Raw genomic sequence first — 14656 nt, 5'->3', positions numbered from 1 at the left:
TCCTTACTACGTGAATAGTTGATATAACTTGAGAATTTCCGCTTCCGTCCCCAGCTTCTCCCGGGAGAGATTCGCCGACAAACGGTCTCTCAGCTTATCATCTTCGATTAAAGTTTTTATTCCTTCAAATACCGACTGTGCATTCATTTCGACTATCAGCCCGTTTTGTTTATCCGTAATTTGGTCCTTAGCCGTATTGAAATTGGTTACTATAATCGGCTTATGAAGGATCTTAGCCTCATCAATCGCTATCGATTTGCCCTCGAATCGCGACGGCTGGACATAAATATCGGCTTCTTTAATATAAGGATAAGGATTTTCCTTAATGCCGAGGAGTGTAAATACGTCTTGCAGGCTGTATTCGCTAATCAACCTTTCCAGCTTTCCCCTATCCTCTCCTTCGCCGATGATGAACCATTTTACCGGGTAACCGTGCTTGATAAGCTCTTTGCAGGACTCCACGGCCAGCTCGAACCCTTTCTGGTGATTCAGCCTGCCTACGGATACAAGCTTGATCTTCTGATCATCCCATTCAACCGGCTCCATGGACATTTTCTCGATGGTCGCAGGCGAAACAATATTATACATAACTTCTACCTTTTGCTTGAACTTGGGAAACCTTGATTTCAATATATTGCCGCATTCCTCCGAGACAGTAACCAAATGATCCAGTTTAGCAAAATAAGGCGCATCCAGCTGCGGATCCATTCCAAGCTTGTCGTAATCGTTATGGATAAAACCGATTTTTTTGCGGGCGTTCACTTTGTCAATGCAAAAATAAATTGGATTTTTTTCGAGGTAACCGATCGCAATATCATAGAATTTTGGAATGCTCTGCATTGATTTAGCGATGTACTTCCACACCCTCTGCTCGCATCGGATGGAATCCTTCTCGGTTTTGTAAATCGCACCTGCCTGTATTCTGTAAATGGCGGTTGCCCATTTCCCTCCCTTTACGCAATCAATTACGGCCTGTTTGATAGGCATGTCATAATACGGGTATCCATCCGGTTCCGGCAATAGTCGGACCTGATCCGGTATACTGCTCATAAACATTCCCTTATGCCTAAGCAACATTAAATCCACATCGTATGCCGAATAATCGATCGTCTGCAGCAAGGAAATCAACGCCTTCTCTGCACCGCCGCAGGTCAGGTTGTTCATGACAAACAGGAGCTGCTTTTTCATCCTAACCACCCATCACCCGTCCGTTAACGAGTCCGTAAAATTTATAAATTTCCTCTTCCGTTCCGAGTTTAAGCTGTGACAAATTCATCGATAATCTGGCTCTTAAACCCGAATCCAAAATGAGCTTTTCAATTCCTTCAGCTATCGCATCCACATTCATATCAACGATAAGTCCGTCATGACCGTGCTCGATCTGATCTTTGGCCGTACTGAAATTGGTTACCAGGATTGGTTTGTGCAAAATTTTGGCCTCATCAATGGCTATCGATTTCCCTTCGAATTTGGACGTTTGCGCATAAATGTCCGCCTGCTTTATGTAGGGATAAGGATTCGATCTGAGACCCAACAAATGAAAATGATCTTTAAGCTTGTATTGTTCGATCAAACCTGTTAATTTGTCGCGTTCTTCCCCGTCGCCGATAATGTTCCACTTGACCTTGTATCCGCGGTCAAGCAGCTTTTTGCATGCGGCTATCGCCATCTCGAAGCCTTTTTGATAATGCAGTCGGCCTACTGATACAATAACGATTTCGTCCTCTTGCTTCTTGAAAATGTCCTTCCCATCCTGATTCGCCATCTGATGAATGATCAACGGAGAGACGATATTATACATGACCTGAATCTTATGCTCTTCCTCCGGGAAACGTTGCTTTAATATTTGCGCACACTCCTCGGATACCGTAACGATGCTGTCGAGCCTTTTGAAATAGGGACGATCAAACTCAGGGTCCATCCCGAGCTTTTCATAATCAATATGTACCCAACCGATTTTCTTATGGGCATCGACTTTGTCTACACAGAAGTACGTCGATGTTTTTTCCAAAAAACCAACAGCCACATCATAGCGCTGAGGCAGCTTGGAAAGCACTGCAGATAAATACTTCCACGAATACTGTTCTTTTCGGGATACATTGTTACCGATCCGGTTCTTTAAAGAGAACAGCATCCTGTTAAAAGCAAGCCGACCTTTGCCTCTAATCAGCAGCTTCCATAATGATGGTCCTAGCGGGAGCGTAAATATCCGATACGATTCCGTCAACGGCAGAAGCCGTACCTGAGGTGGAATAAACTTCATAAATAAGCCGTGATGATCCAACAGAAACAAATCGACGTCATAGGAATCGAAATCGATTTTGCTCAGCAAAGTGACGAGACTTTTTTCTCCGCCGCCGGAATTCAAACTCGGTATAATGAACAGCAGCTTCTTCTTCATCGTGTCCCTCATTACTGAACCAGCTTATCCAAGTACTCGACGGCCTTGTAAGACATCTGCTTAATGTGAGGAATAGCCGTCTGCAGTCGTTTTCTGAGCCCGTCCTCTTCTTTTACCATCTCATCGAACTTCGCGATGAGCTTCTTGCTGTCCGATATCTCTTGAACGTTCAGGACCAATTTTTCTCTGCCAAAAAGATCCTTGGAAATCCCTTTTGACTTCACGCTGTATCCCAATACCATTGTCGGCACGAAATTGGAATATGCCGCTATCGTAGCGTGGGTTCTCGCCCCGATAAAAAATCTCATTCGTGCAATATATCCTTTGTATTGAATCGCATTCAGATTGTTCGGCAGCAAAATGACGCGTCCCGTTTGCTTGTATTCCTCATAATACTGTTGAAGCACATCATAATCGTCATTGCCGCTTTCAATAACATGCGGAGTCAGCGCAATGGTCATGTCGGTCATGTGGAGAATGTGGTTCATCAGCTCCTTCACCGCCTGCTGCGACTCCGGATTGCGTTTCCATATGAGCGGGCTGAAATTCAAACCTAAGGTATTTCCTTCCTGCCAGCCTTCTGGCAGCTCCAGCTCCTCCTTCTCCATGGTAAACGCGGAGTCCGCGCACAGCTGCACGTTCGTCAGCCCCTTGCGTTTCAGCATATGGTAGGTCAGTGTTTCTCGGGCGAGAATCAGATCGAACTGCTTCAAATCCTCCAGTTTTTTCGGAGATATATCTTCTTCTCCAATGGAGCAGCCCCATAGAACGAGCTTTTTGCCGGATGCTTTCACTCTGCGGTTAATCTCATACCAGCCCGGCTGTTCGCCGTAGCAATAATTGTCTCCACCGATCGATAGGCAGACGTCCATGGAATCGATATGTTTGAGGATATTTTCGTGAATCTTGCCCAGTGCAAAACTTTCATCCTTAAACAGCTTATTTTTGAATGCGGCAACAAACCAGTCGTACGAGTAGCGGGGAATTTCGCGGGAGGATCCGTCAAAGATACCGTCCAGCCTGGTGATAATTCTATCCGTCTCCGGTCTATCCGACGCCAGGTAAACTTGCGCTCCATTAATTTTCTCTTTAATAATGGAAGTGGAAGCTCGAACAATTGCCTCGCATCCCCTATTCAAGCTTCCGCCATGAGCAAACATCATGATTTTCATAAATACAGCTCCTTCTTAATCCTTTTTCATTTCGTTCATACCGACGTATAGCATTCTCACACTATGATCCCGTACAGCTTCTCCATTTCGTACGTATTGCTGTAATCTTTGCTGTTCGTGTGGCGGGTCAGCTGCTCTCTCAGCTCCTGCTGATGGTACAACCGCTCGATGCCCGCCGCGATACCTTCTACATTCAAATCGCAAATATAGCCGTCGACCTCGTGCTCTACTTGGCTCGCCGCCGTTGGATAATTCGTAATGAGGATCGGTCTTCCTAAAATTTGCGCTTCCGTCACGGTAACGGCTTTGCCCTCGTATCGTGAAGGCTGCACGTACAGGTCGCAAGCTTTCATATACGGATACGGGTTAGTCTTCTTGCCCAGGAGCACAAACTGCTCTGTCAGCCCATTGGCTGCTATCAGCTCCCGAACCATCGCTTCGTCTCCTCCGTATCCGACCACGTACCAGGCAATATCGTTATAGCCTCGATCCTTCAGCAGCTTAAGCGCTCTGACCGCGTTGTCGATGCCTTTGGCGTGAGACAGTCGGGCTACCGTCAAGATTTTGAACCGCTTATCTTCCGTTAGCGGCCCCGCAGGTTCTTTTTCGGCCATTTTGCGTACAAAATCCGGTGAAGTAATATTTTCCATGACTACGGTTCGGTCTGTGAGCTCGCTGTACTTATGCAAAAAAGAGCTGCGGCATGCTTCGGACACCGCCATAATCCGGTCAAACCTGCTCCACATGCGTAAATCCCGCCTAATGTCCGTCTCCACGTTAGAATAATCCGTATGGATCCATGCAATTTTCTTGCGGGCCTTTACCTTTTCGGCTACAAAATCATGGGGCCATAAGTAGCTGATCGCTACATCGTAGGATTTATCCAATTTCGGCAAATAGGGCAACGCGTATTTCCACATCAGCTGCATCTGATAGTAACCCGGCTCTGAGATATGTTTCATTCTTCCGAGCAGATCGGCATTAAGCTTGGATAATATTCTAGAGATGCCAATGCCGTACTGTTTGTTTCTGAACGTTTGCGGTATCGATTGCCGGAACGTAGCGTATTGCGGCATTTCATGAAGCAGCCGGGCTTTGGAGCTGAGCAGCTCCATGAAATCGCCCTGATGTTTATACAGCATCAAATCGACCGCATAACTTGCATAGTCGAAATGGTCCAGCATGCTGATAAGACTTCGTTCTACGCCTCCGACTTCCATATCGTAAGACGCGATCAGAATGTTTTTCATTGTTATCTCCTACATTCGTGATACAAGCTTTCTGATTTTGGCGATGTTGTCCCCGCCTATGAGCTTGGATGCCAGGAGCTTGAGATAACCTTTGAGTCTAGCTTTGGGCGGCAGCCAGCTTTTATAGAAATAATGCATCGCATAAGTGTTGGCGGTCATGAATTTGCGGCAGTTGATGTAATCGTACGGAGAGAAATAGGTCTGAGGGTAAAAGGCTCCAAGCCCCTCCAGGTGCTGGTATTGCCCGTTCGGCTTCAGTCCCTTGCTCTCAAGAAGCTGCGTGATGACCCCTACATTGGTCATGCTGTCATGCGATCCGTCTTCTTGGATAAAGCGCTTGTGCTCATAGGAGTCTAGGAACATGCGGATCAGCTTGCTGCCTTTGGCGGCTCCAATCGTGCTGGTGGCGATATAATCCTCCTGCTCGAATCCCCAAAACGTTTCATGATGCAGCAGATCATCGAACGGCTTGAACACTTCCACATCGGTATCGAGGTATATCCCCCCGAAATGGTGCAAGGCATAAACTCGGACATAATCGCTAACGAAGGCAAATTTTCGGGCTTCATAAGCGTCTTTGACGTAAGCGTGGCTGTTAATATCAAAGTTGTGTTCATTCCATTCGATAATTTCATATTCCGTCAAATGCTTCTTCCAGCTTTGGATGCACCGCTTGACGATTTCAGGCTTCTCTTTCCCGCCAAACCAGCAGTAATGAATCCGCTTAGGTATTTGTTGATGCTGTTGTTTGTCACTCACACAAAGGTTCTCCCTTCGAGTCAACAAAATGTATCATTCTCTATAAAGAACAATTAGGCAAAAAAAATGGAACTACCATTACCAAAATGCTGTTGGAAATAGTCATTTTCTCCTATTATGGTAATTCTTTATAACGAACATGTCAATACAATCTAATGTAAAGATTACTTAAGTCGCGGAGATTACTGTCGAATCCTGCATTTGATTGCCAAGCAGGCTGGCAAAGAGCTGGTCTTTCTCCATGGCCAATTGGTAGAAGCCTCCATGCTGTACGATACGGCCTTGATCCAGCACGATGACCTGATCCGCATTGCGTATCGTCGACAAACGATGGGCTATGACAATAATCGTCATCTTCCCTCTAATCCGGCTCAGCGCATCCTGGATTTTGGCTTCATTCTCGGCATCGAGCGCACTCGTCGCTTCGTCCAATACAAGAATGGCCGGCTTGCGCAAAATAGCTCTGGCCAGTACCAGCCGTTGACGCTCGCCTCCGGACAGCCGCACTCCTCTGTCGCCGATCCAAGTATCGAGTCCCTTCGGCAGCTTTGCGACAAATTCCGCAGCCGCTGCGAAATCCAGCGCTTCCCACAGCTGCTCCTCGCTCGCGTCCGGTTGGATCATCAGCAAATTGTCCCGTATGCTTCCGTGAAACAACAGCGGATCTTGTGGAACATAGCCGATCGATTGCCGGAACGACAGCAAATTGTCGCTCGTGAGCGGAACGCCGTCGATAAGCACCTGCCCGCTTTCCGGCTGCAGCAGCCCCATCACCATGTCGATCAAAGTGCTCTTGCCGGCGCCGGATCGTCCGACGATTGCCGTCATTTGCCTGGAGCGGATATAGAGTCCAATATTTTGCAGCGCATATCGCGGTTCGGTCTTCTGATAGCGATAATAGACCTCACGGCATTCCAGTCCTTCTTCCATGCGAAGCGCCTGCACCTTCGCCTCCGGACGTTCGATCTCCCGGGCTTCCCTGCATTCCTGCTGCAATTGGACCAGGGAGGCAAAAGCCGGCATGGATGCCGCAATCTGCTCCAGATTCGACTGGAGCCCTGTGAATCGGGGCCACAACCGCGAAAAAATCATGATGATCAGCAGCAGCTGCTGACCTTGCGTATGGAACATCGTAATGGAAGCGTAAATAAACGCTGCGATGAGAATGGTGGAAGCCATTTTGTAATACAGCCTGGAATTCGAGCTCAGTCTGACATAATCATACCGCTCCTGCCCGACTTGACGGTTCCACACCCGCAGCCATTCGATCCGCGACGGCTCCAGCATGTTGCTCTTAATATCCTTGATGCCGTTAAAATGGTCGGTCATCTCCCCCATATAGCTGCGCGCCAGCTCCGAGGTTTGCGAGCCGAGCTGCCTCGATTTGCGGATGAATGCTCTCGAAAAGAACGCGATAATGAGACCGCAAACCAGCACGAAGAGCGTCATCTTCGCCGACAGCCAGAAGGCGATGCCTATCTGAATGAGAGTAAATACGGCGGAAGCCATAAACTGCAGGAACACGTACGTTCCGTTCATGACGCGTCCGAGCTCTTCAGTCATCGAGTTGACCAGATCGGACTTGCGCTTGCGGATGAAGAAGCTCCAGTTCGACCGCATTAACGTTTCGTAGGTTTCCAGGCGGACGTGATTAATGAATCCGGTATGGATACGGACGTCCCGCAAGCTTAATCGGCGTTGAATCAATGCCTGACCGGCCACAATGACGAGGTATGCACCGAGCACCGTAATTAATGCAGCCTCCATGGGCAGCTGCTTCAGAATGGATAGCCCGTTAAGCAACGGAATAGATGATGCGTTCATATCGATCAGGCCGCTGATGCCTAGCAGCGGAATCAGCAGAAGTATGCCTATGCCATCCAGAAGGCTGATAACCATCATCCCGAACACATTGACATACAAAACGGGACCTGCGTATTGATGCAGCTTTTTGGTAAAGTAAAGGAGGTGCTTCATACTATGTACCTCCTTGCGACAGCGGCTGCTTCTTCGTTTTTCTCCACAGCCACAGGAACGGTCGCAGCGGAAAATAAAGAACATGCAGCCTCTTGGGCAAAGCCAGAGTCTTCGCGTCCTCGGGATACGGATGGAAAAAGCTTAAGATGAACAGCACCTTCTGTTGAAGAGACATTAAGGTGAACAGATGGCGCTTATGGTATTTGGCTACGTCTTCCGGAATCGTCTCTCCATGCAGATTGATCATTTGGCGAATATAATACAGCGCATCCTGCGCCAAACGTCTTGCATGGCGATCTTCGGTAATGGATTTCAGCTCCGGAGGCACCGGAGTATGCAGCAGCTGCGAAGCGAGGATCAATGCTTGCGCACCTACATGGACATATCCGTAAGCGTCCAGCAGCCGGAGCAGCCTGGCCCAGTCCATCTCCTGCCTGGCTATCCGGTCGATATCGGTCAACCACCGGAGGCGGGACCAGCCGTGGCGGGCGCCATGGGAGACAAGAAACAAAAATAAATCCTCTCTTCCCAAATAATAGACAGGATGATGGGTAATCGCGCTTAGCCTTTTCCGCTCCCATAAGGCATGAAAATCGGGTTCTTTGCCGGGACCCGGGTTCAATCTCCAATGAACCTCGATTTTCATCCCTTTCCGAAGATGAAAGAAAGTAATGTGATGGTGTCTCCATTTCCAGTCATTCAATACGGTTTCGATGTAGTCGTCTTTAACGTAGCCCATCTCCTCAAGCAGCTTCTCCGCTTGCTCCAGGCGATCGATCGGAACGAGCACATCCAGGTCGCCGCACGTCCGCTTCGAAATATCGCCGTACAGATCCGCAGCCAGCACCGGACCCTTCAATACAAGGGACTTGATGCCTGATTCGGCAAACAGCTTGCTCAGCTGCTCCATTTCGGCGCTCAGCTTAAGCATTTGAAACGTATTGCTCTGATAATCGCTGCGAAGCGCTTGGATCCATTGGCGAGGGATCGCCGCTTTAACCGTCCCGTCCTCAGCCATGGTGTGCAGCTTGCCGTACAAGGCCGGATACAAACGGTGATGTCTGACCAGCGAATAAAACCGATCCCAATCGAAACCGTCTGCAGCCGCAGCGGCTTCGGCATTACCGGTATTGTCTCGGTCGTTTCTCATCAAATCGAGCAGCAAAGCCAGTTCATCAGGAAAGAGCGATGTATCGAGGCTAAAGTCTCTGACCATTCCATTATTCACCTTCATTTTTTTCTTATTGCATCCTTCGCGAATTTCCCGACGACGGTAAACCGCTCCATTCCTTCCGCACCGGTAATGTAAAACGGCCCGCTGCGCAGCCAGGCGTGGGCGACCATCGCCCCCGACTCGTCTCTCGCCGTTCCCAAGTACAGCGTAGTTGAGATGCGGCGCCTTTCGAGCATTTTCAGAGCGGCTATAGCCCGTACCAGACATCTGCTTTCCCACAGCGTATGTTCGCTCATAATCCGGATCGATTCGCGAACCTTGAGCAGATCGGCTTTATCTCCGTCGCGTTCGGCCATCGTCGTTTCTTCCATCTGGGCCCCCAGAGAAGGAGCCACTTTGGCAAACGGTACCGAAATCAGGATGCGCCCCCATCCCAAGTAGAACAACGCCTCCGTAAACAACAGCATCGTACGAAAATCCAAAGAGCAGAATTTGAGAAACCGGTTAAGCATGATCATGATTTTCTGCAGCCTCAATCAAGTTTTCCTTCGACAGCATCTGGAGGAAAGACAGCACGTGCTCCTCACATTGGTCATGCTCCACTTCATATTCGGACATGAGCTTGGCAACCATCTCCGTCACACAGGTCGGATGCTCCAGCAGCTCCCATATTTTCCCTCCGATTTCACCCAGATTGTAATATTTCCCGTTGTGAACGCTGAGCATAACCTTTTCTCCGCCCATATCACTTACAATGTTGCCTTTGCTTTGAACAAACCATCCTTGCAGCGAAAAGGTTGTGTTATGCATCGTCGTTCCTCCTATGTGCGATTACCATAATTTGCTCGACCAGCTGCGGAGCCGTAAACTCCGTCTGCGGCCGGCGTAATTGGAACATGTCCATCCGATTTACCATCGCAGCGGACATCCTAAAATGCCAATCCGTAAGCCCTAACGAGGGAATGAGAAAATTGCGGTATGTATGGCTAAACAGGGTATGAATCCGGTCCAGCTTCCCGATCGGCCGGCATTGGACGGACGGCTCGTCGCTTTTTACAAGCTCGAACACTCCTGCCAACGGCATCGGATCGGAACAAAATCGAGACGAAACCGGAACGCTGTATTTGTCCAGTCGACCGTATACGGACCGGTATTGATCGGTCTTGAGCCCCAGCCGCTGCAGGCTGTCCTGCCACAGCTTTTGCTGCGGATACGACGGAGTCACATACGGAGTGTTGTCTTTCCGGGATAACGTTACGGCAATGACATCGTCGCTAAGAAGCGGATAGCCTTGTTCCATAAAAGCCGACGCAAGAGTCGATTTTCCCGCTCCCGAGTCCCCTACGATGGCGTAAGCCTTGCCATTGACGGCTACCGCACTGCCATGCAGCGGGAGTATGCTTCTCTGCATAAGAATCGAGCCCATGCAGGTTCCGAGAACGAGCAGCCTCAGTTCATCCGGGTCCGCTTGCTCCATCGGGGTCACTTTAATGAACTTGCCATTCTCGATAGAGAACGTTGCCATATCAGGAATTTGAAACATGACGGTATGCTCTCTTACGACGAATTGATTAGGGCGGCCGGACCACTCGGAGAATTGGGCCGTTACATCTTCCATCCTGATTTCAACGTCAATCGTTCCCGTCTGCTCCTCCATGACGATCAATTCCGGCAGCTCCACATCACTCGATATGGTTAAGCCGAACGCTTTGTACAGCAGTTGATTGCGTGTGTCCAACACAGGCCATTCACTCCAATATATCCGCATTGATGTAAAAGGCCCCTATACTCGCGTTGAATGTATAAGGGCTCTTTTATCATAGCAATTTTACGTAATTCCCTTCAGTCGGCAACTTATGTATGCAATCCAGGCTAGTGATAAATTAGCTCCAAGTTAATTTGTCGCGAGGAGTACCTTCTGGATACGTATGGTCCAAATGGTTACCGCTGTTTGGGTTAAGCATAGTCATGCTAACTTCAAGCACTTCCAATTCAGGCTTTTTCCATTCTTTTTTCATAGTTTCACCTCCTTTCAAGCGAATTTTTTGAGATATCGGTATAGGATCAGGCTGCGCATTAAAATCCGGCAATCCGGGTCCGTAGCCAGCTTGGGATCGGCTTTGTCCCGCATCTTGCTCAATGCCGTCTTGATTACCTCACCGTCTACAAATTCCAGCATTCTTGAATCGGTGCTTAGCTGCTGCAGCTCCCCGATGAAGGAGTCCCAGTAGGGAACCATACGGTGGAGCCAATCTGCACCTTGCACACCCCGAATCCGTTGATTCAGCCTAACCTGGTCCGGCAGCATGTTCTGTGTCGACCTGCGGATGAGTGCCCGATCCACGCCGTTGCGTACGTACTGCTCCTCCGGTACCGATAAGCAAAATCGGATGACCCGGATATCGTTGGTCGGATCCCGCTGCCATAACGCATGGCGTAAAGACAGCTTCGTTACCAGTGTATTGGTGGCGTTCCAGTGGAACACATCGTCATAATGCAGCTTTCTTTGCTTATAGAGGTTGGTGGTAGAGAACCAACCGGTATGATCGAGTCCGTAATCTCTCAGCTTGTTGAATACATCGGTCCGCTTGGCGAATTGCCGGTTGATTAGCGTAGGGAACCTGTAGGGAGCCGTGGACGGAAAAATCCGGTCCATTACGGGAAAGGCTACCCTGGCTACTATCGGAAGCCTCCCTAAACGGGCTCCGCCTGCATTGATACTGTAATGATGCAGCTCGTGAACGAGCCGAAACCATCTCATTCCTTTCAGCAGGGTCGCGTAGTAGTCCAGTGCAGATCCCCAGGAGATGCTCAAGTTTCCTCTGGCGCCGCTCAGCATAACACCGATGTCTTCCTGCTGTCCCTTCTCAAACATGCCCTGAACCCAAAAGGAGTTTTCAAAAAATTTGTAAGGCATTTCCATAACGCCGAGCAAGCTGTCGATATTCGAAAACGAATCCTTCCCTTCAAAGTCAAGGTAATGGTCGTTAATACCGCCTATGTGCTGTACTATCGATCGAATGTATGGCCTTTCGTCCGCCATTAAATATTTGGGCGTATAGTCCTGAAAATCATTCGTCGGAATGTAGCTGAAGGTATGTAACGTTTTGCTCTCCGCCTTTAACTTGTTCGCTGCGAAGCTGACGACCGAGCCGGAATCAAGACCTCCGCTCAGGTGCGACGCTACGCCGCGGTAGGTGCGCAATCGTGAGGTTACCGCCTGCTGGAACACGTCCCGAAATGCTTCGACATACTCTTCATCGCTCTTCAGCTTCAGCCGCTTTCCCGTGACTACCCGGCAATATCTCTTAACGGATACCCCGTTGCCGTCTATCGCGATGCTGTGTGAGGGAGGAAGCTGTTCGATTCCGATGTAGGGCGTTATCGATACATCAGCCGTATCGACGGAAGCCGTTATGGCCAAATATTGGGCCAGCCATTGCTCGTTCAGCTCCCTGCCCGTGTAGGGCAGAGCTAGTATCGGCTCCATTACGGTGCAGAAGGCAAAGCGCCGGTGGTCTGCATAATAGTATAGAGTCCGGCTTCCGGAAAAGTCTCTTGCGCCGAAGAGCCGATGCCTCCGCTCATCCCAAATCATAAAAGCATAATCGCCTATCAGGTGATTCGGTGCTTCATCGCCCCATTTATCGTAAGCGAGTATAATCAGTTCGCTGTCCGTTAGGGTGCTTCGCCTGCCGTGCTCTACCTGCAGCTGTTGAAATAACGCATCGCGGTTGTCGATGATGGCATCAGCCGTGATGGCAAGCCGGCGTTCCGAATCATAATGCGGCAGTACCTCATGAACTGATTCCGGAGTAATATGCTGTGCGTGACATCCGAGAAATACGCAGCCGCTGCTCCAGACACCGGCACGATCCGCCGGAAATTTCTCAAGGCAGGACATCAACATCCGTCCGTGCTCTATAGGAATGGCTTCCTGATCGATTTGAAAAATACCGGTTATCGCGCTCATTGCATCCTCCAGCATGGTGCGTAATCTAATCACTTGACCGCAATGTCGTTCTTATTAACGAACATTCTTTGTGCAAAACAGCTATAACCTTTGAAAATATTGCCTATTTTCCATTCAAGGTTATCTATAACGATCACTTTTTGTTCTTTATTAAGAACAATCTAAGAATAGCATCTTCCCCTTACACTGTCAACGGGGATAAAGTTATTTTTATCTCCCGCATCAAGCTACTGCTGCAAGGTAGCAATTAGACGGTCCGCCTGACCGAACGGCGTATCGATAGTTTCGTATAGACGGAGCGTCTGGGAAAACTCGAACAGCACCGAGTCCATATGAATCGTCTGCAAACCGTTGACCAGCTGGTTCTCTCCCGTAAACGGCAGCGTCTTGGAGCCGATGATTTTGCCCTCGCCGTCTACAATGACTACTTTCATCTTCGGAAAGCTCTTATCGACAACGGCTTCGTCCTCAAGACGAATGTCCAGATCTAGCTTAAGCTTATAGGAATACGGCAGGCTTTCTTTAGCGGAGCCCATATAGACGTCCACCTTCCAGCTGTTGACCTTCACGGTAAAAGGATAAAAGGCAAGCGCACCGTCGGCCTTCTCCGGCTGAATTTGCGTCTTGAATCTGGCGATAGGAATCGCATACGGAGCAACGGTTTGCCCGTCCAAAATGTCCATCGTCAGCTGATCGCCGTTCTCTGTGCTTGGAACGATAAACGAATAGTACATGACATAGCTAATATTCGGCACCAGCGTTTCCGCCACCGTTGTTTGTCTTATGCCGGTATACTTGTTGCCTCCCGTGCTCGTAAGCTGTGCCTGAAACTGCGGGATCGGCATCGGCTTATCGCTGCGGTTTTGCAGCTTGAATTTGGCTACGGCGGCCTTGAAGCCTCCGCCTACGCTTTCATGCATATGCAGACCCACCAAAGCAACGCTTACTTCCGGCTGAATGATCTGGTTCAGCTTATCGAAACGAATCGGCTCGTTCCATTGGTATGCATCCGCAGGAGCCGCAGAGCCGCCCGCGCTGCCGTTGCCCGGAAGCAGCACATTCAGCTGGCCGATCGTATATTCGATCTTCGTCTTGTCATCGATCATGAACGTTTCCGGAATCAGAACCGTCAAGCTTTTGAGCTCATCCTTGCTGCCGGCAGGAAGGGCATAATGGATATACTGCTGCTCGCCCGCATCGAGGACGGCGGTCTCCTTCTCCAGCTTGGTGCCGACGAACACTTTTTTATCCGACTTCGCATTGATGCGGACGTCCGCAATCGGCTTCTTCTTGTCGCCTTTGTTCACGGCAAGCAAGCTTAGAATCGTTTTGGGTCCTTGCGGCGTATTTTCCTCCGACAAGCTGACCGGCTTAAACTCGAGCGCAGAGGACACGGCCGGAATCGTAAATGGCTCCCCCCACGCAATAGTTGCAGACGGATCGGTTAGGGTTCCCAGGTCCCCCCTCCATTCAATAGAAGAGACAGGAATGGTCAGCAGCGGCTTCTCCACTCTCGGCGAGACGAATTCGTCGACATCAACCCACGACAGCTCCGTTATATCGAACGCGTCGTCTCGGTCCACTACGATCATATAGCTTAACTCCACCGTTTCTTTCGGTTGAATGTTAATGGCGTTGTCCGCACTGGGACGAAGCGTATACTGTATACCTTCGGCCGTCTTGGCTCTAACCTCCGAATCCGGAACGCGGATCAGCCGTGTGCCTTCATTGTAAAGCCGAACGATAGCGCCGACGCGGGTCCCTTCGGGCACCTGTTCGTTAAGAATGCTTTTTACAGCCGCTTTGATGGAATTCGGCAAAGTATAATTTTGCGCAGGGGTCTGGCTTTCCTGGGCAATGGCAAGCAACGATGCCGAAGGGATAAACAACGAGACAAGCAACACGAGCACAGCAGTGATTTGTTTCCACTTCTTTATCAAATCGGTTCAC

Annotated in this window: 13 protein-coding genes; all 13 read right to left on the bottom strand. The window is 49.4% G+C overall.

Annotated elements, in window-relative coordinates; translation table 11 throughout:
* Window positions 1-6: 6 nt before the first annotated feature.
* Entirely contained in the window at window positions 7-1188 is a 1182-nt protein-coding gene (locus ACFQ88_RS21055; protein WP_379456378.1) for a glycosyltransferase, read from the bottom strand.
* A gap of 1 nt (window position 1189) precedes the next feature.
* Window positions 1190-2401, bottom strand: coding sequence for a glycosyltransferase (locus ACFQ88_RS21050; RefSeq protein ID WP_379456376.1), 1212 nt, complete (start codon window positions 2399-2401; stop codon window positions 1190-1192).
* A gap of 11 nt (window positions 2402-2412) precedes the next feature.
* Window positions 2413-3573: a polysaccharide pyruvyl transferase family protein gene (locus tag ACFQ88_RS21045; RefSeq protein ID WP_379456374.1), complete on the bottom strand. Its 1161-nt coding sequence runs from the start codon at window positions 3571-3573 to the stop codon at window positions 2413-2415.
* Between the two features lie 56 nt (window positions 3574-3629).
* Entirely contained in the window at window positions 3630-4823 is a 1194-nt protein-coding gene (locus ACFQ88_RS21040) for a glycosyltransferase (RefSeq protein WP_379456372.1), read from the bottom strand.
* 9 nt (window positions 4824-4832) lie between these two features.
* A complete protein-coding gene (locus ACFQ88_RS21035) occupies window positions 4833-5582 on the bottom strand; it encodes a glycosyltransferase family 32 protein (RefSeq protein ID WP_379456370.1) in 750 nt (249 codons plus the stop codon).
* Between the two features lie 168 nt (window positions 5583-5750).
* Window positions 5751-7559, bottom strand: coding sequence for an ABC transporter ATP-binding protein (locus tag ACFQ88_RS21030; RefSeq protein ID WP_379456368.1), 1809 nt, complete (start codon window positions 7557-7559; stop codon window positions 5751-5753).
* 1 nt (window position 7560) lies between these two features.
* Entirely contained in the window at window positions 7561-8775 is a 1215-nt protein-coding gene (locus ACFQ88_RS21025) for a nucleotidyltransferase domain-containing protein (protein ID WP_379456366.1), read from the bottom strand.
* 14 nt (window positions 8776-8789) lie between these two features.
* A complete protein-coding gene (locus ACFQ88_RS21020; protein ID WP_379456836.1) occupies window positions 8790-9251 on the bottom strand; it encodes a lasso peptide biosynthesis B2 protein in 462 nt (153 codons plus the stop codon).
* Window positions 9238-9543: a lasso peptide biosynthesis PqqD family chaperone gene (locus ACFQ88_RS21015; RefSeq protein ID WP_239631858.1), complete on the bottom strand. Its 306-nt coding sequence runs from the start codon at window positions 9541-9543 to the stop codon at window positions 9238-9240. Before ACFQ88_RS21015 ends, ACFQ88_RS21020 begins: the two co-directional genes overlap by 14 nt.
* Window positions 9536-10474, bottom strand: a complete 939-nt coding sequence (locus tag ACFQ88_RS21010; protein WP_379456364.1) for a phosphoenolpyruvate carboxykinase (ATP) — start codon at window positions 10472-10474, stop codon at window positions 9536-9538. The genes ACFQ88_RS21015 and ACFQ88_RS21010 overlap by 8 nt, the downstream gene beginning before the upstream one ends.
* Window positions 10475-10616: 142 nt before the next feature.
* Window positions 10617-10751 (bottom strand): paeninodin family lasso peptide, encoded by a 135-nt coding sequence (locus tag ACFQ88_RS21005; RefSeq protein WP_239631854.1) that lies wholly within the window; start codon window positions 10749-10751, stop codon window positions 10617-10619.
* A gap of 14 nt (window positions 10752-10765) precedes the next feature.
* The gene (locus tag ACFQ88_RS21000; protein ID WP_379456361.1) at window positions 10766-12706 is read right to left on the bottom strand and encodes an asparagine synthase-related protein; all 1941 of its coding nucleotides are present in this window, start codon (window positions 12704-12706) and stop codon (window positions 10766-10768) included.
* A gap of 227 nt (window positions 12707-12933) precedes the next feature.
* Window positions 12934-14646: a hypothetical protein gene (locus tag ACFQ88_RS20995; RefSeq protein ID WP_379456341.1), complete on the bottom strand. Its 1713-nt coding sequence runs from the start codon at window positions 14644-14646 to the stop codon at window positions 12934-12936.
* Between the last annotated feature and the right edge of the window lie 10 nt (window positions 14647-14656).

Origin of the sequence: Paenibacillus sp. NPDC056579 (genome assembly GCF_042793215.1) — a bacterium.
Lineage (GTDB): Bacteria > Bacillota > Bacilli > Paenibacillales > NBRC-103111 > Paenibacillus_S.
The sequence above is the reverse complement of the archived record's forward strand: the minus strand, read 5'-3'. Positions and strand labels throughout refer to the sequence as shown.

What these genes read in the sequence shown, in the direction of transcription:
- ACFQ88_RS21055 (WP_379456378.1), bottom strand. Translation starts at nt 1,188, where the DNA reads ATGAAAAAGCAGCTCCTGTTTGTCATGAACAACCTGACCTGCGGCGGT.
- ACFQ88_RS21050 (WP_379456376.1), bottom strand. Translation starts at nt 2,401, where the DNA reads ATGAAGAAGAAGCTGCTGTTCATTATACCGAGTTTGAATTCCGGCGGC.
- ACFQ88_RS21045 (WP_379456374.1), bottom strand. Translation starts at nt 3,573, where the DNA reads ATGAAAATCATGATGTTTGCTCATGGCGGAAGCTTGAATAGGGGATGC.
- ACFQ88_RS21040 (WP_379456372.1), bottom strand. Translation starts at nt 4,823, where the DNA reads ATGAAAAACATTCTGATCGCGTCTTACGATATGGAAGTCGGAGGCGTA.
- ACFQ88_RS21030 (WP_379456368.1), bottom strand. Translation starts at nt 7,559, where the DNA reads ATGAAGCACCTCCTTTACTTTACCAAAAAGCTGCATCAATACGCAGGT.
- ACFQ88_RS21025 (WP_379456366.1), bottom strand. Translation starts at nt 8,775, where the DNA reads ATGGTCAGAGACTTTAGCCTCGATACATCGCTCTTTCCTGATGAACTG.
- ACFQ88_RS21020 (WP_379456836.1), bottom strand. Translation starts at nt 9,251, where the DNA reads ATGATCATGCTTAACCGGTTTCTCAAATTCTGCTCTTTGGATTTTCGT.
- ACFQ88_RS21015 (WP_239631858.1), bottom strand. Translation starts at nt 9,543, where the DNA reads ATGCATAACACAACCTTTTCGCTGCAAGGATGGTTTGTTCAAAGCAAA.
- ACFQ88_RS21005 (WP_239631854.1), bottom strand. Translation starts at nt 10,751, where the DNA reads ATGAAAAAAGAATGGAAAAAGCCTGAATTGGAAGTGCTTGAAGTTAGC.
- ACFQ88_RS21000 (WP_379456361.1), bottom strand. Translation starts at nt 12,706, where the DNA reads ATGAGCGCGATAACCGGTATTTTTCAAATCGATCAGGAAGCCATTCCT.